The organism is Parabacteroides sp. KHUB-01, assembly GCF_056640935.1.
Map to the genome: position 1 here is coordinate 2719055 of NZ_CM153256.1, position 20025 is coordinate 2739079.

Below are 20025 nucleotides of genomic sequence, written 5' to 3' on the forward strand. Positions count from 1 at the left end.
GCTTATATGCTATTATACCTTATTATTATCCTGTTTTTTAAATTTAGTATGTTTCACAACTTTGTTATATCTCTAATTATAAAAGAGATGATGTGATTTATGGATATTTTTTAACATTATTGTGTCTGAGCGTTATCTTATTAGTTTTATGGTAAAACTTCTAATTCTAATATCCTTGAATCACAGGAAAATCCAGAGTATCAGAGTTATAAGTTTGTTGTGAAACTTCTCTCAGAAAATCTTCTGTTATTTTTCTGGAAACATTTGACATTTCAACAAGAACACTACCATGTTTCTGTTGAAATATTATGGAGTTTCAATCCATTTAAGATTGAAGGAGTAATATATTCTGCTGCTTACCAGATGAATCATATTGTCCGGTGATTGTGTTGCTGCCATATATCCTCTGGGTTCAGCCTGAGTTTTACTCATAAGGAACCATTGAGTCCATGCTCCTCCATTAAGGAATCTTTCTTGTCCGTCAGTAATAAGTTTTTTTACCGGCCATGTTTTGCCATCATCATATGATACGGCAGCGTATAGGCCATAGCCTCTGAATTCTTTACCGTTTTTATCCTTGAAAATCATACCTCGTTTTTCTTCAGGAGTGCGTGTCGGATGGCCTGTAAAAGAAATCAACATCAACGCACCTTCGTTAAGTCGCATCAGTACAAGTCTCTGTCCGCCGTCAATTGGAGGAAACTCAGAAGCATGATATGTCCAGGTTTTTCCTTCATCATCTGATATACTCATAGGCATTCGCAGTTCTCCTTCTTTATTCTTTATGCTGTTTCCTCTGCCCAGAGCCATAAAGTTTCCATTGTTGAGCTGAACTATTCCTGCATGAATTCCTGCAATAGTCGAACCTTTTCCTCCGTCTTTGAAGTCGGGTAGAGGAGCGCCGTCCCATGGGTCGTTCCACGTTTTTCCATTGTCTTTACTTATATGTATAGCAGCTCCGTCGTGACTGCCTGGTCCGGCATCGCAAGCCTGGACAAGCCAACCTTCACGAGTTACGATTGTACCGCTTATTACCTGATGGCGAGTTGTATGTTCCGGAGCAATAATTTGCGGACTGCTCCACGTTGCGCCGTTGTCATTGCTTGTGCGCTGAACCATTATAAGATTTTGCCAGTCGCCTGAAGCTTCAACTCCATTAATATGGTATAAAGTTCCGTTTTTGTCGTTCATTATAGCCGAACCGGTCATATTTCTGTCCGGAACTTTGAAGAATAATGAAGGTTCGTCCCATGTGTCGTTTCCTTGTCTGAGTCTTGAGGTAAGCACAACCATATCTCTTCCGTTTTCCTGATTCGCTGAAAACCATATTGCGAGCAAATCACCATTGTCGCACCATGTAACAGACGGTTGATGATTGTGCGCAAAGAAAGGTGTTTTAGAGTCACATCCCGGTTCTTTGATATAAACCTGAGTCGTTTTGAAGATCGGAGTTTTGCTTTTGTCTTCCCATTTATAATTTTCTTGCGAAACATTCTGTTGGAATAATTCCGGAGCAGGAGCCGGAAGTAAAGTGCCGGAAATTTCTTCTGCCTGAACAATCCTGAATCCTGTTTGTGAATGTTTGTCTTCAGGAATCATAGCCATACGGTTTGTCGTACGGAGATATTTTTCCGGAGTGTTATGGCTTCCGCCACGTGTCACTCGATATATTCCGTTTTCATAGCCTGCCGGGTCTGTCTTTTCTTCAGCTGTGTATGGTCCATACCAATCCAGGCACCATTCTTCAACATTCCCGTGCATATCATAAAGTCCGAATGCATTTGGCGGAGTTTGCTTTACTTTCAGAGATAGCGGTTTCAGGTTTCTGGCTGTTTGTTGGTTCTTATGATATTCTGCTGGCAAACCATCACCTGTTGAAAAAGGGAAATAATTTCCAGCATGACAAGCATATTCCCATTCAGCTTCAGTCGGCAGACGATAGTTTTTACCTTCTTTCTTGCTGAGCCATTTGCAGAAATCAACGGCATCCTGATATGAAACGTAAACGACAGCGTCGTCGTCTTCCGTTGAAAATCCGTTTTTGCCTCTGTGTTTTCTGTGTTCAGGCATGAGTTGTTCAAATTGAGCATTCGTAATTTCAGATTCGCTCATAAGGAATGAACGGCTAATATTTACTTTGTGTACAGGTGCTTCGTCATAATCTTCACCTTCTCCCATTCCACCCATATAGAAACTTCCGGCAGGTATTTCAACCATAGGAATAGCCGATGCTTCGTTTTGTCCATATGATGCCGGAATGCACAAAAGCATTAGTGGTATAATTTGTAAACCTTTCATTATTTATTAATATAGTTATCCCTAGCCAACTCGTCTCTGAAGCCTTGTCAACTTTACTGATTATACATTTCCTTATAATAAAAATCCATTATATCCATCAACATGTCGTGTGCCAGTTTTGCCGGACTTTTAGGATTTATTTCCATAGCATGCAGGTAATTGTTCAGTGCTTGTTGAAAATCCCCTTTTTTTCTGTAAGCATTACCTCTTAAATAGTATGCTTCATCAGAAGATGGATTGTTTTCAATAATGACATCCAGCTCTTGTATTGCTTCGTCGATATTTCCGTTTTGTATTTTTTGTTTTATAATTTCCATAGTATTTATAAGGGAACAAGTTGACAAGGTAACGAGTTGTGGGTGTTGAAACCTTGTTCCCTTGTCAACTTGTCAACTCGTATCTTATTTTACCCAAATATTAATTATTTCTCCAATTGTTACATTCTGTTCGTTTTCTGTAGAACTTCCAGACTTTCTGCATTCGATAATAATCCAAGCCTCATTTTCATTTGCTGTCTTGAAGAATGATAATTTATAGATATCGTCGTCTTTAAGATTGCTTATGTCTGAGTTGTTTGCTGGAGTTGCAAACAAAGCAATATTCTTTCCAAACATTGTACCCATTCCTTTCCATTCAGCTTTACCTGTAGAAATAATAGTTTGTCCGTTACTTTCAACAGAGAATGGACTTGATGATAACAGTGATTTCATGATTTCAGGAAGCTCTGAAACAGCATAAGATTTATATCCAGGTAAATCAGTCGATTTCACAGGGGTTTCTATAATTGTTGCTTGAGCCTTTTCTTCTTCAATTTCAAGAGTATTCAGACCAAGAGCCTTTTTGGCATTGGCAAACAGTTGGTTTGCAAAATCAACTGTTTTGATTCTGAATTTACCACTTATACGGTTTAGTTTACCTTTGTGAATAGCATATTTATCAGTTATCCATTCTTCTGCTGTATATTTTTCAGGTTCACGCTGATATGTTACATCATATTCATATCTGATATTCTTGAATTGCAGCAAACATGATTGTCCTTTACATTCTGCAGTTACTTGATATTGCATTCTTGAACGGTCCAAAGCAAGAACTGTTCTTGAAAATTCAATATATTCTTCACCAACAGCTGCAACTTGTCCTTCTTCAGAATTTTCATATACAACTCGACATCCTTCGCGACTGAAACGTTCATGCATCCATTTGTTTATGGTTTCATATACCATTTCAGGTGACAAAACAGTTGAGGTTAGTTCTGTCTGGAATATAACTTTGCCGTCAACCTCTGGCACTGCACCTTCCATGTATTTAGAATCCTCTTGCGCAAACGCACAAAAAGGTAACAGGAATAAAAATAGCAAAACCTTTTTCATCATGATTAATTTTTAATGTTTTGCCTCAAAGGTATAAAATGTATGGTAAAAAACTCATGATAGCAGAAAATAATTATTTAAGTTTCGCAAGTTGCTCAACTTAAAAGTTAACATGGCTTCAGATACGAGTTGGCAAGGCCTGAATACCTGTAATTTAACGAATTATTATCCAAAAACCTTGTAAACTTGTCTTCTTGTCAACTTGTTATCTGTAAGTTTAGCTAGCGAAACTTGAGTAATAAATATCGGTGAAATAGCTTTTTTCCTTGTCAACTTGTCTCTGAAGCCTTGTCAACTGTAAAATAATTATTATAAATATTATCATTACAGAAAAAAACTCTATATTTGCACCTTGTTAAATTAGTAGTGAACTGTTTAAATGTTTTTATGGCTTTTTTGCTGTGTGTTGGATATTTGACAGAGAAACTATTTGGATGTTTGGAAGCATTAATGCTTGCTCAATAATTCTGAGATATAATAATAATAAAAATAAATAAGTTCAAAAATGCAAAACAAAGGATTTGTAAAGGTCTTTGCAGTGTTGCTGACGCTTGTTTGTTTGTTCTATTTGTCTTTCTCTTTTGTGACAAGACATTACAACAGTAAAGCCGTCGAGTATGCTGCAGGTGACCCTGCGAAAGAGAGTCTGTATTTGGACTCATTATCTACTCAGAAAGTATGGCTTGGCTATACTTTAAAAGAATGCCGTGAGATGGAAATCAGTTTGGGTCTTGACCTGAAGGGCGGTATGAACGTAGTTTTGGAACTTAGTGTTCCTGATGTAGTTCGTTCTTTGTCTGGAAATAATCAGGACGAAAATTTCAACAAGGCATTGGAATTGGCATATGCAAATCAGGCAACAAGCCAGAAAGATTTCATCGATTTGTTTGCCGAAGAGTACAAGAAATTAGATAGTAACGCTCGTTTGGCTTCTATTTTCAGTACATTCGATTTGAAAGATAAAATCACTCCACAGAGCTCAGATGCTGACGTAATCAAAGTGTTGAAAGATGAATTGCAGAGTGCTATCGATAATTCATTCAACGTGTTGCGTACTCGTATCGACCGTTTTGGTGTGGTTTCTCCAAATATCCAAAGACTTGAAACTGCAGGCCGTATCTTGGTTGAACTTCCAGGTGTAAAAGAACCGGAACGTGTTCGTAAACTTTTGCAGGGTAGTGCAAACCTAGAGTTTTGGGAAACATATCAGTTGCCTGAAATTTATCAGAATCTTGTAGGTGCTGATGCTGCTTTGGCTTCTTTACTTGCCGATTCTTCAGAAGAAACTGCTGAAACTGCAGCAACTGATTCAGTAGCTGCTCCAAAAGCTGAAGCTGAAGTGAGCGAAGCAGATTCTTTGCTTGCAAATATTAAGAATGAACAGCCGGAAGTTCAGAACCAGTCAATGGAAGAATTTGCAAAACAGCATCCGTTGTTTGCATTGCTTTCAGTAAATCAGTATAATGGTCAGTTGGTGCCAAGTGCTGTTGTTGGTGTTGCTCAGGCAAAAGATATGGAGAAAATCAATGAGTATCTTAACATGAAGCAGGTTAAAGACGCGCTTCCACGCAACTTGTCTTTGAAATGGGGTGTTAAGGCTATTGATGAAAGAGAAATGTATTATCAGTTGTTCGCTATCAAGGTTTCAAACCGTGATGGTTCACCAGCTCTTGGTGGTGATGTTGTAACTGATGCTAATGCAGACTTCGTTCAGCAGGCTGGTATTTCAGAACAGCAGGTTTCTATGACAATGAACGCTGAAGGTGCAAAAGCTTGGGCACGTTTGACTAAAGAAAATGTTGGCCGTGCTATCGCTATTGTTCTTGACGGTATGGTATATTCTGCTCCTAACGTAAGCGGTGAAATCACTGGTGGCCGTTCTTCAATTACTGGTAATTTCACACCAGAAGAAGCAAAAGACTTGGCAAACGTGTTGAAGTCTGGTAAGATGGCTGCTTCTGTTCATATCGTTCAGGAAGACGTTGTTGGTCCGTCACTTGGTCAGGAAGCAATCACTGCCGGTGTTATTTCATTTGCAATTGCTCTTGTTTTGTTGATGCTTTATATGTGTGCATTCTACGGACTTATTCCAGGTCTTATTGCCGATGCAGCGTTGGTTCTCAACATCTTCTTTACAATGGGTATCCTTGCTTCATTCCAGGCTGTGTTGACATTGCCAGGTATTGCCGGTATGGTGCTTACTTTGGGTATGGCAGTGGATGCAAACGTATTGATTTATGAACGTACAAAAGAAGAGTTGCGTGCAGGTAAATCATTGAGCAAGGCTATTGCTGATGGTTATGGAAATGCATTCTCTGCAATCTTCGACTCAAACTTGACTTCAATCATCACAGGTGTTGTATTGTTCTATTTCGGTACAGGTCCAATCCGTGGTTTTGCTACAACAATGATTATTGGTTTGGTTGCTTCTTTCATCACTGCGGTATTCCTTACTCGTATCGTTTATGAAGCATTGCTTGAAAAGGATAAATTGAAGAACATTACCTTTACAACTTCATTCACTAAAGGTTTGCTTACTAATCCTAAAGTAAACTTCCTTGGTGCGCGTAAGATTGGTTATTTGATTCCTCTTACAATCATTGTTCTTGGTGCAATTTCAATGATGACAATTGGTTTGAACAAAGGTATCGACTTTACTGGTGGTCGTAACTATATTGTTCGTTTCGATAATAATGTTAAGACAGAAGAAGTTCGTAATTTGTTGGATAAACCACTTGATGGTGCTGTTAGCGTAATTACTATCGGTTCACAGGATCAGGTTCGTATTTCAACTAACTATAAGATTGATGAATCAGATGCTTCTGTTGATCAGGAAATAGAATCTAAATTGTATGAAGGTTTGAAACCTCTATTGAAGGAAGGAACAACTTTGGATCAGTTCACAAGTGACTATATCCAGAGCTCACAAAAAGTAGGTCCGTCAATGGCTGATGATATAAAGAATGCAGCATTCCTTGCAGTTATCTTCTCTATGATCTGTATGGCTGCTTATATCTTGCTTCGTTTCCGTGATATCTCTTTTTCTGCCGGAGCGTTTGCATCAGTTGCAACAACAACATTGTGTATTATTTCATTCTATACTCTGTTGTGGAAACTGTTGCCATTCTCAATGGAAGTTGACCAAACATTTATTGCGGCAATCCTGACTATCATTGGTTATTCTATCAACGATACAGTGGTTGTATTTGACCGTATCCGTGAAACAATTTCAATATATCCTAAGCGCGACCGCTATCAGGTAATCAACGATGCATTGAATTCTACATTATGCCGTACATTCAATACATCTTTGACAACTTTGGTCGTTGTATTGTGTATCTTCGTTCTTGGTGGTGCAACAATACGAAGCTTTACATTTGCAATCTTGTTGGGTATCATCATTGGTACTTACTCAACTCTGTTCGTTGCAACTCCAATTGCATACGAATTGCAGAAGAGAAAAATCAACAAGAAAGCTGCTGCTGAAAAAGAAAATTAATAGAGAGTTTCTTGTTTTCATAATTATTAAGAGGGCTGTTCTTCATTTGAGGAACAGCCTAATTTTTTTGTATTAAATTATTGATTAGATTTGCTAAACTTAAATCTGATTTAAAACTTTATTTATGGATAAAATGTTATATTCCAGTAAGTCATTCTGGAGCGCTTTATTATTGGCCTTTGCTTTGCCATTTATTTTCGTAAATAATGTTAGGGCTGAGAATCCTGGGCAGAAAGAGATAAAGCTGGCATTGATTTACACAGTAACTACACCTGAACTCAAAGCAGACGTTGTAAGAGAAATAAAGCACCAAGTTGGAGAAGATGTTAAACTGTTGGTTTATGAGGCTCCAGAAGTCTTTCAGACAATAAAGAGCGAGGGTTATGTTTCCGCTGCTTCTGCTGCAAAGATGATAAAATATTATATGAGTGCAGTTGAAGATGGGGCAGATGTCATATTGAGTATTTGCTCAACGGTTGAAGATATAGCGTATAATTCACAAACTATTGCTAAATATACAGGAATTCCAATTGTTCTTGTTAATGAAGAAATGTGCAGGGAAGCTGTACGTAAAGGTAATAGAATAGCTGTTGTCTCTACTTTTGAAACATCGTTGTCACCAACAAGAAATACATTACGACGTGTAGCCAGAGAGATGGACAGAAATGTTGATATAAAGGAAGTTCTGATTGAAGGTGGTTTTGGACTTGAGTCGGATAAACTAAAATCTCTTATGGTTGAAAAAATCAGTAAAGTTGCCAATGATGTTGATGTTATAATATTTACTCAAGGCTCAATGGCATATTGTGAATCATATATTGAAGAGAAACTGGGAAAAGAAGTTTTGACAAATCCTTATTTCAGTGCTTTGGCCGTCAAACGTGCTCTTTTGGAAAAAGGTTTGTAGATTTTAGTCTTAATGTGATAAATTCTATTTTTTAATTATATATTAAACATTGTATTATGAATAAATTATTTTCTTACTTATTACTTACGCTTAGTGTTGTATTGATGTTTTCATGTGACAAACTTCCTTCTATTAATGATTTGTCTGGTGTTTATAATGGAACAATTGATGTTGAATATAATGATGCTGATATTGCCAAATCTCTTCCTGCAACAGCAACACTGACTGTTCCTTCAGATGATGAGGATAAAGTTATGCTTGAATTAAAGATTCAGGCTTTAGATATTCTTCCTGTTTCTGAGTTTAATGTAAAATGTAATCTTCATAAGTCACAGGATAAAGATGAATATATTCTGAATGGCTCAACAACATTGGATATTCCTGAAATTGGTCAAATTCCCTTTTCTGTTACTGGAGAATTAGATAAAAAAGAATTGGATTTCACAATTACTGCTTTGACCAACTATTTGACAATAGAAGTTGATTTCGAAGGCAGAAAGTAACGGGAGCAGTAAATAAAAAATTAACCGGAAGTTCTACAAATAATATTTGTCTGGACTTCCGGTTTTGTATTTTAATCGAGTTCATTTGACGGTTTGGAATAGTCCTTGACCTTGTCAACTTATTTCTTCGTTACATGTACTCTTTGTGTAGGAGCAAGATTGTCATTTCTGTATTTTACTTGCTCAACCACATTCTCTGCCAATTTTCGGAATGCAATTCCTGTAATTGATTCTGGATTCAATGCTACAGGAGTTCCTGCATCTCCGCCTTCACAAATGCTCTGTACGATTGGAATCTGACCAAGAAGAGGAACATTAAGCTCTTCAGCTAAACGCTTGCAACCTTCTTTACCGAAGATATAATATTTGTTTTCCGGCAATTCTGCAGGAGTGAACCAAGCCATGTTTTCAATAAGACCAAGAACCGGAACATTTACCTTTTCTCCTGTAAACATGCTGATACCTTTACGTGCATCAGCCAAAGCCACTTCCTGAGGTGTGCTGACAACAACAGCTCCTGTGATAGCCAATGTTTGTACAAGTGTAAGATGAATATCGCTTGTTCCCGGTGGCAAGTCAATAAGGAAATAATCCAAATCGCCCCAGTTTGCGTCTCCAATCAGCTGTTTCAATGCATTACTAGCCATTGCTCCACGCCAAAGAACAGCATCTTCCTTGTTCACAAAGAAGCCGATTGACAACATTTTCACACCATAGTTTTCTGCCGGTTCAATCAGTTCTCTGCCGCCAACTTCAACCATATAAGGACGTGCCTCTTCAAGGTTGAACATCTTAGGCTGTGACGGACCGAAAATATCGGCATCCAGCAAACCAACTTTGTATCCGAGTTTAGCCAATGCAACAGCAAGATTTGCTGCAACTGTACTTTTACCAACACCACCTTTACCAGAAGATACAGCAATTATATTCTTTACTTCCGGCAGAAGTTTGTCCGGTTCAGGGCGTGCAAGCTGCTTAGCCTTAACGGTAATATTATTCTTTATATTTACATCCGGACTTACATAAGTCAGGATTGCTGTTTCGGCAGCTTTTACCACCGAACGGATAAACGGATCGTTTGGCTTGTCGAAGATAAGTGAGAATGTAACATTCATACCGTCTATACGAATGTTATCTTCCACCATATCCATTTCGATCAAGTTTTTTCCTGTTCCCGGATAACGCACGTTCTTTAGAGCGTCCAGGATCAATTGTGGATAAAGGGTCATATGTTTGAGTTTATAAGTTTTTGAGTTTATTAGTTTATAAAGTGATGAGTTGATGAGGTGACAAGTGAACAAGATTATTTTTCCTTGTCAACTTGTCAACTCGTTTCTTGTCACCTGTATTTACTTTCCTGCTGCCAACGCACTGCGCTTGCTTCGGTTGAAACTTCTGTATGAATCGTATTCGATTTCAATATCCGGCTCAATAAGCTGTTCGCGTTCTTCACAAACAAACTGAATATATTTGATGTTCAGGCCGCGGTCAAGCCATTGCTGTTCGTAATAAGTTCGGATTGACAGAATATCATCAGCCAGTCCGCAATTATACAAATCGTCAGTGCTGACTTTTACCGGATAATTGTTTGCCTTCGCCATTTCGCATGTGTATGTGTACATGAAATTACTGTCAGTCTTCAGATGAATCAATCCTTCGCCGGATAATATCTCACGATACATCTTCATGAATCTTGTTGAAGTGAGTCGTTTGTTCACTTTCTTCATCTGCGGATCCGGGAATGTTATCCATATTTCCGCAACTTCGCCCGGAGCAAAGAAGTGAGCAATAAGCTCGATGCTAGTTCTGAGGAAAGCAACATTAGTCATTCCTGTTTCCAGCGATTCCTTGGCGCCACTCCACATTCGTGCACCTTTAATATCTACACCGATAAAGTTCTTGTTTGGAAATAATTTCCCCAAACCAACAGTATATTCTCCTTTACCGCAGCCCAGCTCAAGAACAATAGGATTGTCATTCTTGAAGAACTGCTCATTCCAATGCCCGCGCATAGGGAAACCTTCTTCCTTCAATACGCTGAAAGGATATTGGAATACATGCGGATAACCCGCCATATCGTCAAACTTAGCTAATTTATTCTTTCCCATAGTGCAAAGATAGTGAATTATAGAATAGTAAAGCCTGCATAAGATATATTTTATAAATCAATGCAAAAGGAATGTGTTTGTTTCACATAATAAAGTAACTTTGTCTTTTAATTAAGACTAAAATGAAGAAAGCATATACAGTTGAACAGCAAATCTCCATAATGAAATCAAACGGGATGGTGTTTGATAATGAAGAAAAAGCAAAAGAAATTCTCCTTGATGTCGGTTATTATCGGCTTGGATTTTATTCTTTTCCATACGAAATAAAATTCCCATGCCTAGAACACCGAGACCATAAACTGAAACCGGGTACAACATTCAAGAGTGTCTATGATCTTTATGAATTTGATACTAAACTCCGGAGATTGTTGCTTAATGCTCTCGATCGTATCGAAGTCAATATCCGTACAAAACTTATCTATAATATATCGCTTCGTTATATTGATGATCCTTGTTGGTTTGTTAACCGTAAGTATGTAACTTCTAAGTTTGTGAATGACTTTGAAGTACAGGTTTATTCTGCTATGCGTAAAAATTCTATAATACAGCATCATCATGCAAACCACTCGGGAATATATGCTCCTGCATGGAAGACCATTGAGTTTATGACTATCGGTAATATTATAACATTATATGATTCATTGAAAGAACAGGAAGCGAAAGATTTGGTCGCCAACGCCTATGGTTGTTCAAGAGGTGTTTTTTTCAATTATCTTGAAACTATCAGAGTCCTTCGCAACAAGTGTGCGCATGGAGGTTGCATTTACCGTATGGATTTCCCAAAAGGTATTAAACGCTTGCCTGCTGACATTTCTGCAGATTGTAGACACAATATTAAAGGTGGCATAGATGTTGTAAGATATATGCTGGGGTGTATTTCTAAAAAACGAAAAGCTGAATTGGAGAGCGAGATTTATAATCTTGTTAGTTCTGTTCAGACAACTGATGCCAAGAATGTTATAGCACTAACTTCTAAACTCGAATATTGAAGCTATATTATTTTGCTGCATAAAAAATAATATTTACCTTTGTATAAATAAAAGTGCCCGTGCGAGCATAGTCGTCGCATCTGCACTATAAAAAGGAAGTAGAGAAGTCCCAATCGTTGCGATTGGGATTTCTTGTTTTTGATAGTCATGTAATCCGTTTATAAGTTATCTGCTACCTTTGCCACAATTCACGCGACAGTAAATAATATTCTTTAAACCATTACACTCTATTCTCTGTTTTATAATTAATGAATAATAATATGAGTTTATAAGTCTCTTAGTTTTTAAGTTGGTCTAAACTTATAAACTCAAAAACTAACAAACTCAAAAACTCAAAATGGATATAAACAACAACACATTATTACTAGCATTCGGCATGACAATGATTGCCGGGCTTTCAACAGGAATAGGAAGTTTGATAGCATTTGTGGCAAAGCGGACAAACACCAAATTCCTTTCAACTGCATTAGGGCTTTCAGCCGGAGTGATGATTTATGTATCATTTATGGAACTAATGCCGGAATCCGTTCATTTGTTTGAAGAACTTTATCCAGGCAAACAGGCAACAGTCTTTATGCTTTTGGCTTTCTTCGCAGGAATTGCCCTTATAGCATTAATTGACCGCTTGGTTCCTGAAGAAGAAAATCCGCACGAAATACATACAATCAATGATGCAAAGCCTCAGAATCTGAAGCGAACCGGACTGATGATGGCTCTTGCAATCGGTATTCATAATTTCCCTGAAGGTTTGGCAACATTTGCTTCTGCTATGACGAATATAGAGATAGCTTTGCCTATTATGTTCGCTATAGCAATCCATAATATTCCTGAAGGAATAGCCGTTTCCGTTCCGATTTATCATGCCACCGGAAGCCGCCGCAAAGCTTTCTGGTATTCTTTCCTTTCGGGAATGGCTGAGCCGGTTGGAGCATTAGTCGGTTTTCTCTTCCTTATGCCGTTCTGGACTTTGGAAATCAACGCCTCTCTTCTGGCTTTAGTTTCGGGAATTATGGTTTACATCTCGTTCGATGAATTGTTGCCCGGAATGGAAAAATACGGACATCATCATTTGGGTATATTAGGCGTTGTTCTTGGTATGATGGTTATGGCGGTTAGTCTGCTTTTATTATAGTGACAGGTTACGAATTGGCGAAATAACAAGTTGATAAGTATTTAAATCTGGAAAAGAATGTCCTCTTCCTTGTCAACTTATCACAATCACTAATAGGGGTTTTTATTTCTCATGTGTCTTATTGTTGAATAATTTATTAACGACAGGTGTTTTAAATAACTTAAACAATAAGCATATGAGAAATTTTTTACTGACATTGTGTTTTGTTCCGGCTTTTGCCATTGCTTCTTCAGAAAATGGCAATCATATTGAGAAAATGATAAAGATGCAGCCGGAAATAAATCTGTTGAAGAACAGTGAAGCTGTAACTTTGGATTCTGTTTATGTTTATTCGGACGGAATACTTTCTGAAAAGTTGTATTATTCTTATGATACCGAAGGACGCAAAGAATCAGTTGAGAGTAAACAGCTATATTCCATGTCCTCGGAATTCCATCCGGTTTATAAGACGTTGTTCCGCAATTACAAGGAAGACGATAACAACGGAATTTATTGGGAAGAATCTACTTTTAATTACAAGGGAGAAGGGAAATGGATTGAGACTTCACGCTCCAAGAACCACGCTTTGGATAATGGCTTGCAAGATTATTTTGAGGAATACAGCTATATAGACGGAAATTGGGTTAAAACTTGGGTTTGGCAGCCTGTTGAAATAAAAGATAATTATCCTATAGCAGTCGTTGATTCATCATATGAAGGAAATATGTTGACTGTCACAAAAATGACATTGTCTTTCGATGCGGCAAAAAGAGTTGAAAGCAGTGATTATCTTTTATGGGATGAAATTGCAAAAGACTGGATTTTGATGGAGAAAATCAAATTTGAATATAAAGACGCTACCGGAAAGGATTATGTGGTCCGTCATTATGTCCAGGACGATTCCGGTGAATGGAATGACGAATACGGATATATTTATGAATTTGACGAACGTGGAAACCAGATTTTGGAAAAAGCTTATGGCGACTTGGATTCTGAGGATAAGAACCGTAATTTCTATTCCGATTATATTGTGACACATAACGAGAAAATTTCTGCAGACACTCCAGTCCGTTGGCGATTTGACTCATCATCTGATATTCTTGTTGTAGATAATATTTCAGCTTCCAAGCAGAATCTTACATTATATAATATGCAAGGCTTAATAGTTGAATCGCGTTTGTTGCCTGAAGGTAAGTCTGAAATATCTTTCCGGGGTTTGGCGCATGGTATATATATTCTGAGAATCGGAAATGAAGTAAAAAAGATTAGTTATTAGTTTTAGTTTTGATAATAATTAAGTTTACTCAAGTTTAGTAAGCTCAACTTACAGATAACAAGTTGACAAGGAGACAAGTTAACAATGTTCTTAGATAATAAATTGTAAAGTTACAGTTGTTTTTACCTTGTCAACTTGTCTCTGAAACCTTGTCAACTTTCACATCATAATCTGTCTGTTACAATATCCCTATCCAGTTTCCCCTTCACATCAAAGATAATTCCCGGATTCTTAAGTAAAGACAATAGATCAATTTTGTCGAAATATTCGTGGTTCACACACAGGACAACGGCATCATATTTTTTGTTTATGATATCTTGCTTCTGAGTTTCAACCTTGATTCCGTATTCCCGAACAGCTTCATATTGATCAACCCAAGGGTCAAATATTGAAACATTATCAGTGAAATCCCTTAGAGCAGAATATACATCCACAACTTTAGTGTTTCTGATATCCGGACAATTTTCCTTGAAAGTAAAGCCGAGGAGTAGGATTTCAGCATTATTCACCAGAATGCCTTTTGCATTCAGACATTTCACCACTCTGCTTGCCACATAACTTCCCATCGCATCATTCACTCTTCGCGATTCACTCATGATTCGCGGCAGAACTCCGTGGAATTTGGCTTTCTGAATAAGATAATACGGGTCCACACTTATGCAATGTCCGCCAACGAGCCCCGGTTTGAACGGAAGGAAATTCCATTTCGTGCCGGCAGCTTCCAGCACATCCTGAGTGTCGATGTCCATAGCGTGCATCACCATTGCAATTTCATTGATAAAAGCAATATTAACATCACGCTGTGAATTCTCAATTATTTTTGCCGCTTCCGCAACTTTGATAGACGAAGCCTTGAATGTCCCGTTCCTCAGAACAGAATTATAAAGCTCGTCAATTTCCGCAGCAATCTCCGGAGTAGAACCGGAAGTTATTTTCTTTATATTCTCAACTGTATGAATTTTGTCGCCCGGATTGATTCTTTCCGGAGAATAACCCATATAGAAATCCTGGTTAAGCTTCATCCCGGAAATCTTTTCAATAATAGGAGCACAAACATCCTCGGTCATTCCCGGATATACAGTTGACTCATAAATAACTATATCGCCTTTTTTCAGAACCTTTCCCACAGTTTCGCTGGCACCTTTTAGCGGTGTCAGATTCGGCGTGTTCTGATGATTCACCGGAGTAGGAACAGTTACGATATAAACATTACAATCCTTCAGTCTTGTATAATCTGTTGTGCAGCTCAATCCGTTTTTCAAAGCCATGCTTATTTTTTCATCACTGACTTCGCCTGTAGCGTCATGCCCGCTATTCAGATCAGCCACACGATTTAAATTTATATCAAAGCCAATAACTTTATATTTTTGAGAAAACAGGCAGGCTAGGGGAAATCCCACATAACCCAAACCTATTATACCTATGTTATATACTTTCTTCATTTATAGTTCAGCTTTCCTTTTTCTTCGACAAAATTAAAAACAGAATCTTATATGTTCTTATTTATGATGGATAAAATTGATGGAATATATTAATTTATCGGGATAAATGTTAGTAAATACTTTCTTATTATTGTTTGCTGAAGTTGATAATCAGTATTTTAAATTCGATAATTCAGTAATTATTCTTAAAACTAAGTCTAAGTTTGTAAAAACTAAGCTTTAGTTCTTAAAAACTAAGACTGAGTTTATAAAAACTAAAGCTTAGTTTATAGAATATAATTAGTTTTTCAAACTTTGCTTCACTTCTTTTTCAGTTAGCAGGTTAATAAAAAGTCCTGTAGATAATTGATTTCCCCTTCTCCTCTCTTTATAATCCTCTGTGTCTTCGTACCTCTGTGTTTTATCCTCTAAACCCCATATTTCGTCACATAAACCCATTATGTTGAAAAAAAATACCAACTTTCTCTTGCAGATTAATAATTACTACTTAACTTTGCAGCAAATCCTAGACAAATAGCGTTTTGTCGCAACGGGATTACTTATTAGAAAAAATGCAATGCATTTACGGATATTATTCCATGTATTAGAAATCGGCAAAATTTTTAAAGAAGCGGAATGATAGACAATGAATGCTTGCGCTCTGCTGTATTCTTCTTTTTAAGAATATAAGGCTTTGTTGTAGCTTATAGGGAAAAGAACTATACCGTATAGAGCGCGGGCTGTTGTTTTATTATTGCTTCGAGGGCGTTTGCCGATGCCTTAATACATAGTAATAAACGACGGTCAGCGCTTTTTTTATGCTACTATTTATACTGACACTTTAAGGAAAGTGCAGACCGTTGTTTGATAACGAAACAAACGGTCTGCACTTTTTTTGTTTTGCCTTCCTGATGTTTTCTCTCCGTAAATTAATTGTTGAATGAATTTTATTAACTCAATATTAACGATTAAATTTAAGTAATTATGAACAAGAAATTTACTTTTATGGTGGCTGCGCTGTTGGCTGCTGGAAGTTTTTCTTCTAATGTTTTTGCTCAAACTCCTTATGAAAAAGCATTGAAGAATGGAGTAAAGGTTTATTTGGGAAGTAATACAAATCAATTAATGAAAGCTGCAAAAGATCAGGCATTATCTGATGGAACAAAAGTTGCATCATTTCATTATACAGATAGTGATAGTAAAGATATAGCTACTGCTATAAGTGATGCTTCATTATTTGAGATTTCTGATTACGCTTTGTTGGGAACAGAAAAGGCTACATTCAAATTGAAATACGATGGACAGTATGTATATATTAAGAATGATGGAACTTTGAAAGTCGATGGACAGGCAAAAACTGATTTGTTGGGTACATTTCAAATTTCTTTGACTGATGGTAAAGTGACATCTAGTTCTACTATTAATTATTTGAATGCTACTGGTGATGTTCAGAGTACTCAGCTTCAAATTAAATCAACTTCTGATAGCTTTGAGTTTGGAACATCTCAAACTGCAGTTAAAATGTATGTGGCATCTGAAGATGAATTAACTGCTACAGATTTAAATAAGCATTTGGGAAATAATGGTTTTTCTTTAGATTTCCCGTTGGCAGAAGGTGAACCAGCATTTACAGATGGTAATATTTTTGCACAGCCAATGAAGGCATTCTATTTTGCAAATACAGATTATGCACCAGAAGCAGGAACTTATTTTGCAGTAAAATATCCTGCTGATGGTAAAATAGATTCTAAAGCAGATTTTAATGCATCAACTTTCATCGTAGTAGATCCAACAGCAAATTATGAAATTCATGAAGCAGATGCTGAAAACGGTATTGGTTTCAAATTCCGTACATTAACAGGTTTGAATATTGCAGCATCAAGTAGTGCAGATGCTAAAAAAGGACAGGTTCCAGCTGTTAATGCATTGTTTACAGTAACAGAAACAGACCCAACAAATGCAGCAGGAAAAATGGCAGTAACAATGGGTCAAATTAAATATGTAAATGAAGATAAAGATGGATTTGAGACAGCAACAGGCGAAGTCGCAGTTGGTGTAGTTAAAGATCAGAAGAAAAACTACTTGACTACTGTTGAAAAAGCTAATGCTTTAGATGCTGTATTTGCTTCTTCGTCAATTGTTAAAGCTGAAGATTTGTTGAAAGCTGATAAACCAGCTGTGTATAATATTCAGTTTACAAGTAAATTGGCAGATGTTACTATCACTTCAAATTCAGAATATGGTAAATATTTGCAGTCATATAGTGATGGTTCGTCTTGGTCTTTACAAGCTAATGGTACTGCTTTCTTGAAACTAAATAATCCTATTGCTCAATGGACAATTTCAAATGTGGAGGATAATGAATTTACATTCCGTAATCGTCAGAGCGGTGTAGAAATTAAGATGACTCTTAATAAATTGTCTAATGGCGATTATTTGGTTCTTGACGGAACAACTGATGCTGTAACAGTTGGATGGTTAAATAATGGAGAATATGATAATACCACTAAAACTATTGCAACAGGTATTGTTGGTACAACTATTAAGTTGATTGAAACAACTATTAATACAACTGCAGGTTATGCAACAATTGCTGATGAAAATTTGCAGAGTCTTGCAACTTTGAAATTTAACAAACCAGATGATATTACTGCTGATGATTTGTTTGTAACATTAGAAGGTAGTGGCAAGAAAGTAGTAGTAAATAAGGATGATTCAAAAGCTGCACAATTTGAAGTGGTTAAATTTGATGGAGCAACATCTGAAAGTGAAGTAGCAGTAACTGACACCTTGTATACTGTAAATGGTTTTGCTTATTGGAATGCAAAAGATAAGAAAGTAGAAACAAAAGTTGCAGGTGATACTTTGGCTGTAGTTACTTATGCATTTAAACAGTATACTAACGATGGTAAGAACTGGTATTTGAACGCTAATGCTTCTAATGTTGTTGAACTTGTTGCCGGTGAAGCTCCAGCTAAGTTTATCTTGAAGGAAAACTTGAATGGTTCTTATTCATTACTTCAAGCTGATAAATTTACTCATACAGCTGCTAATGCAAATGTATTCTCAGTAAGTGCTAATGGTACATTGGCATATACCAATACGCTTTATGATGCAGTTGCTGATCAGAAAAATATTGTTCGTGACTTCTCAATTGTTACAGAAGCTCCAACACCATCATTGAATCATGTTCCTCAGCATGTTGCTTTGAATAGCACATTAGGATATGTTGCAATGAGTGAAGCTGGTGATGCAATTGTTGCACCTGTATCTTCATTGAAAGCTGAATATACTAAGGATGATTTGACATTCTGGTTGGATACAACAGATTCTAAGGCTTATACACCTTCATTCTATATTTCTAAAGGTGTTAAAGATGCAACAGATCGTATGTTCTTGTATAATGCTGTAGACTCTGCTTATCACTATGATGAGGCAACTGCAAGTATTATTACAGATTATGATTATTTGATGCCGAATAAATCAACTGTTAAGGCTATATTCCAAGCTGCTACATTGAAAGATTCTGAAACTATGGTAGTAAATACTAAAGATATTACTGCTGACAATGGTTTGAATAACTTCAAATTCCAGATTATTCAAAAGACAGAAGATTCTGAAGGCGAATATGTTGTTAAGAGTGTACGTGATAATAATTACCTAATGAATGTAAATGGTAAGTTAGGATTCACACTTAATAAGGAAAACGCTTTAGTTGTAGCAGTTGAAGAAATGGAAGCTCCAACATCTAACGAATCAGTATCTGCTTCTGAAGTTAAAGTTGTTGCTAACGACGGTTCTATCGTAGTTAAGAACGCTGCAGGTAAGAACGTAGTAGTATCTACAATCTTGGGTCAGGTAGTAGCTAACGAAGTATTGACATCAGACAACGCAACAATCAACGTACCTGCTGGTATCGTAGTAGTTGCAGTTGAAGGTGAAAGCTTCAAAGTAAATGTAAAATAAGTTTATAAGTTAATGAGTTTTTGAGTTTGTAAGTTCAATCTTACAACTCAAAGCTCAAAACGAAATAATCTTAAAAACAGGCGGGAGCGGAAAGACTCTCGGGAAAAGATGCCCGCTGAATCTTGCTGCTCCCGTTCTTTTAAAACAATAATCCTTATAACTGACGACTGATGATTAAAAAGAAATTAAGTAACTCGTGAGAGTGAAACCTTTAATTTTTAGTTATTAATAATAATAGTGTAATTAAAAGTTCTAAGCCCGCAAAAAGTAATTCCGTGAGGAATGAAAGGGCGTGTGAATAAAAATTAAATGTCTAAGGAAGGCTGTTTCTCTTCGGAGGAGCAGCCTTTCGTTATTAAATTGAAAATTGAGAATTGAAAATTGAAAATTAAAAAAACACGGAGACACGGAGGAAAAACTGTTCCATCGGATTTGCAATCCGATGGAATATATATTCGGGATTTGTAATCCCGTTAAAAAGTGTATTTCAAATCCACCAACATTATCCAACGGATTGCAAATCCGTTGGAACAGGAAAGCGACTGTTTATTATATTTATGTATGAGTGTAATTGATA

The 20025-nt window shown here is 36.9% G+C and carries 12 protein-coding genes and 1 pseudogene; 7 read left to right on the plus strand and 6 right to left on the minus strand.

What is annotated here, in order from left to right; translation table 11 throughout:
* Positions 1–306: 306 nt before the first annotated feature.
* From ACYIAR_RS11565 to ACYIAR_RS11575, 3 genes and pseudogenes are all read right to left on the minus strand, one after another.
* Positions 307–2271: an SUMF1/EgtB/PvdO family nonheme iron enzyme gene (locus ACYIAR_RS11565; protein WP_480333639.1), complete on the minus strand. Its 1965-nt coding sequence runs from the start codon at positions 2269–2271 to the stop codon at positions 307–309.
* An 80-nt stretch (positions 2272–2351) separates the two neighbouring features.
* Positions 2352–2654, minus strand: a pseudogene (locus ACYIAR_RS11570) (tetratricopeptide repeat protein); the annotation flags it as partial.
* Between the two features lie 45 nt (positions 2655–2699).
* Entirely contained in the window at positions 2700–3599 is a 900-nt protein-coding gene (locus tag ACYIAR_RS11575) for a DUF4468 domain-containing protein (protein ID WP_480329713.1), read from the minus strand.
* A 574-nt stretch (positions 3600–4173) separates the two neighbouring features.
* On the opposite strand from ACYIAR_RS11575, the gene secDF reads away from it, so the two are divergent.
* The 3 genes from secDF (at position 4174) to ACYIAR_RS11590 (ending at position 8577) form a co-directional block, all read left to right on the plus strand.
* Positions 4174–7167, plus strand: coding sequence for a protein translocase subunit SecDF (gene secDF / locus ACYIAR_RS11580; protein WP_480329714.1), 2994 nt, complete (start codon positions 4174–4176; stop codon positions 7165–7167).
* A 124-nt stretch (positions 7168–7291) separates the two neighbouring features.
* The gene (locus ACYIAR_RS11585) at positions 7292–8074 is read left to right on the plus strand and encodes an aspartate/glutamate racemase family protein (protein ID WP_480329715.1); all 783 of its coding nucleotides are present in this window, start codon (positions 7292–7294) and stop codon (positions 8072–8074) included.
* A 56-nt stretch (positions 8075–8130) separates the two neighbouring features.
* Positions 8131–8577 (plus strand): calycin-like domain-containing protein, encoded by a 447-nt coding sequence (locus ACYIAR_RS11590; RefSeq protein ID WP_480329716.1) that lies wholly within the window; start codon positions 8131–8133, stop codon positions 8575–8577.
* Positions 8578–8696: 119 nt separating this feature from the next.
* Here the strand turns inward: ACYIAR_RS11590 and ACYIAR_RS11595 are convergent, their stop codons facing one another.
* Positions 8697–9806 (minus strand): Mrp/NBP35 family ATP-binding protein, encoded by a 1110-nt coding sequence (locus ACYIAR_RS11595; RefSeq protein ID WP_480329717.1) that lies wholly within the window; start codon positions 9804–9806, stop codon positions 8697–8699.
* A 120-nt stretch (positions 9807–9926) separates the two neighbouring features.
* On the minus strand, positions 9927–10685 hold the full coding sequence (gene trmB, locus ACYIAR_RS11600; protein WP_480329718.1) for a tRNA (guanosine(46)-N7)-methyltransferase TrmB: 759 nt from the start codon (positions 10683–10685) through the stop codon (positions 9927–9929).
* 122 nt (positions 10686–10807) lie between these two features.
* Between trmB and ACYIAR_RS11605 the strand changes: the two genes are divergently transcribed.
* The 3 genes from ACYIAR_RS11605 (at position 10808) to ACYIAR_RS11615 (ending at position 14061) form a co-directional block, all read left to right on the plus strand.
* Positions 10808–11674, plus strand: coding sequence for an Abi family protein (locus ACYIAR_RS11605; protein WP_480329719.1), 867 nt, complete (start codon positions 10808–10810; stop codon positions 11672–11674).
* 337 nt (positions 11675–12011) lie between these two features.
* Entirely contained in the window at positions 12012–12806 is a 795-nt protein-coding gene (zupT, locus tag ACYIAR_RS11610) for a zinc transporter ZupT (protein WP_480329720.1), read from the plus strand.
* A gap of 175 nt (positions 12807–12981) precedes the next feature.
* Positions 12982–14061 (plus strand): T9SS type A sorting domain-containing protein, encoded by a 1080-nt coding sequence (locus ACYIAR_RS11615; RefSeq protein WP_480329721.1) that lies wholly within the window; start codon positions 12982–12984, stop codon positions 14059–14061.
* Positions 14062–14225: 164 nt separating this feature from the next.
* Here the strand turns inward: ACYIAR_RS11615 and ACYIAR_RS11620 are convergent, their stop codons facing one another.
* A complete protein-coding gene (locus tag ACYIAR_RS11620) occupies positions 14226–15503 on the minus strand; it encodes a nucleotide sugar dehydrogenase (protein ID WP_480329722.1) in 1278 nt (425 codons plus the stop codon).
* A gap of 963 nt (positions 15504–16466) precedes the next feature.
* Between ACYIAR_RS11620 and ACYIAR_RS11625 the strand changes: the two genes are divergently transcribed.
* Positions 16467–19448, plus strand: a complete 2982-nt coding sequence (locus ACYIAR_RS11625) for a DUF6383 domain-containing protein (protein WP_480329723.1) — start codon at positions 16467–16469, stop codon at positions 19446–19448.
* Positions 19449–20025 lie beyond the last annotated feature (577 nt).

What these genes read in the sequence shown, in the direction of transcription:
- ACYIAR_RS11605 (WP_480329719.1), top strand. Translation starts at nt 10,808, where the DNA reads ATGAAGAAAGCATATACAGTTGAACAGCAAATCTCCATAATGAAATCA.
- ACYIAR_RS11625 (WP_480329723.1), top strand. Translation starts at nt 16,467, where the DNA reads ATGAACAAGAAATTTACTTTTATGGTGGCTGCGCTGTTGGCTGCTGGA.
- ACYIAR_RS11620 (WP_480329722.1), bottom strand. Translation starts at nt 15,503, where the DNA reads ATGAAGAAAGTATATAACATAGGTATAATAGGTTTGGGTTATGTGGGA.
- secDF (WP_480329714.1), top strand. Translation starts at nt 4,174, where the DNA reads ATGCAAAACAAAGGATTTGTAAAGGTCTTTGCAGTGTTGCTGACGCTT.
- trmB (WP_480329718.1), bottom strand. Translation starts at nt 10,685, where the DNA reads ATGGGAAAGAATAAATTAGCTAAGTTTGACGATATGGCGGGTTATCCG.
- ACYIAR_RS11585 (WP_480329715.1), top strand. Translation starts at nt 7,292, where the DNA reads ATGGATAAAATGTTATATTCCAGTAAGTCATTCTGGAGCGCTTTATTA.
- zupT (WP_480329720.1), top strand. Translation starts at nt 12,012, where the DNA reads ATGGATATAAACAACAACACATTATTACTAGCATTCGGCATGACAATG.
- ACYIAR_RS11595 (WP_480329717.1), bottom strand. Translation starts at nt 9,806, where the DNA reads ATGACCCTTTATCCACAATTGATCCTGGACGCTCTAAAGAACGTGCGT.
- ACYIAR_RS11575 (WP_480329713.1), bottom strand. Translation starts at nt 3,599, where the DNA reads ATGGAAGGTGCAGTGCCAGAGGTTGACGGCAAAGTTATATTCCAGACA.
- ACYIAR_RS11565 (WP_480333639.1), bottom strand. Translation starts at nt 2,271, where the DNA reads ATGCTTTTGTGCATTCCGGCATCATATGGACAAAACGAAGCATCGGCT.
- ACYIAR_RS11615 (WP_480329721.1), top strand. Translation starts at nt 12,982, where the DNA reads ATGAGAAATTTTTTACTGACATTGTGTTTTGTTCCGGCTTTTGCCATT.
- ACYIAR_RS11590 (WP_480329716.1), top strand. Translation starts at nt 8,131, where the DNA reads ATGAATAAATTATTTTCTTACTTATTACTTACGCTTAGTGTTGTATTG.